Origin of the sequence: Phragmitibacter flavus (assembly GCF_005780165.1) — a bacterium.
GTDB classification, from domain to species: Bacteria; Verrucomicrobiota; Verrucomicrobiia; order Verrucomicrobiales; family Verrucomicrobiaceae; genus Phragmitibacter; species Phragmitibacter flavus.
Map to the genome: position 1 here is coordinate 1 of NZ_VAUV01000039.1, position 1,253 is coordinate 1,253.

The 1,253-nt window shown below is 57.6% G+C and carries 2 protein-coding genes; both read right to left on the reverse strand.

Going from position 1 to position 1,253, the window contains the following annotated elements:
• Nucleotides 1–914, reverse strand: a 914-nt coding sequence (locus FEM03_RS24165; protein ID WP_138088999.1) for an IS3 family transposase, incomplete at its 3' end; no start/stop codon positions are given.
• A 5-nt stretch (nt 915–919) separates the two neighbouring features.
• A complete protein-coding gene (locus FEM03_RS24170) occupies nt 920–1,183 on the reverse strand; it encodes a transposase (RefSeq protein ID WP_138089001.1) in 264 nt (87 codons plus the stop codon).
• Nucleotides 1,184–1,253 lie beyond the last annotated feature (70 nt).

The following is a 1,253-nucleotide window of genomic DNA, read 5'->3' on the forward strand; positions in this document are numbered from 1 at the left end:
TAGTCGGTGGTCGGTTGTTTTTGCTTTAAGGGTGATCGTTGGGTTTGTCCAGCAGCATGCGCAGCGGAGGGCTGGAGCGTAGCGAAAGCCCGTAGCGAAGCTTGCTGCTGGTGGCGCGCCGGGGGCACATAGTTCAAAGATCCATGGGGTCGACGATGATTGTAAAAGTCGCGCCAGTCTTCCGCCATCGCCTGAACCTCTCGCATGTCGAAGAACAGCTCGCGATCCAACAACTCGCTGCGCAGACTCGCGTGAAAACTCTCCACATATCCGTTCTCCCACGGTGCTCCTGGCTCAATGTAGGCACTCTGAACGCCTGCTTGTTGCAGCCACTCTTTCACCGCTTTGGAGATGAACTCGGGTCCATTGTCGCTGCGTAGATACTGGGGACATCGCCCGGTGGTCATCAGCACCTTTTCCAGCGCATCTATGACCCGCTGGGCTGGAAAGCTCCGGGATGCCTCCAACAGCAGGCACTCACGACTGCACTCGTCCACGATGGACAACACGCGCACACCGCGCCCATCGGCCGTCGCATCATGGATGAAGTCATAACTCCACACCTCGTCACGCTCTTCGGCCACCTGCCGCTTGCTCACGCCCCTCTCCAGCCGTCCTCGCTTGCGGCCTCGCCGTGATGCATGCAGCCCATGCACCCTTCTCAAACGCGCTGCTCGCTTGTGGTTGACCACTTCTCCGTGTTCAAGCTCCACCATCGCAGCCACCTTGCGTGCCCCCAACGTGGGATGCTGCCGACTCAGGCACACCAACAGCGCCTCGCTGTGTGCCCGCTGAGGCGACACCTGCACTTCACGATAACACGTCGAACGTGCCACTCCAAGCGCACGGCTCGCACGCCTCACCCCACACATACCCAGACTCACCACATGAGCCACGGCCAGTTTGCGTTGCATGGGACTCACCACTTTTTTGAGTTCACCTCCTTAAGGATTTGGATGTCCAGCGCCTGGTCAGCCACCAACCTTTTGAGTCGACTATTTTCCTCCTCAAGGTCTTTGAGCCTTCTCGCCTCGCTCTGATCCATTCCGCCGTATTTGCGCTTCCAACGATAGAAGGTCTGCTCGCTGATGTTCAGTTCCCGGCAGATGTCCGGCAACCGGGCACCGCCCTCCACCTGTTTCAATGTCTTGATGATCTGTTCTACACTGTGTCTCTTTCTCATGGTCGTCTTGTGGTTAATTTAACCACTCGACTAGCACTTCACCATGTCCGATTTTCGGGGGGCTGATCAA

Bases quoted from the DNA above. Each gene is read 5' to 3' on its own strand.
- FEM03_RS24170 (WP_138089001.1), bottom strand. From the start codon at position 1,183: ATGAGAAAGAGACACAGTGTAGAACAGATCATCAAGACATTGAAACAG.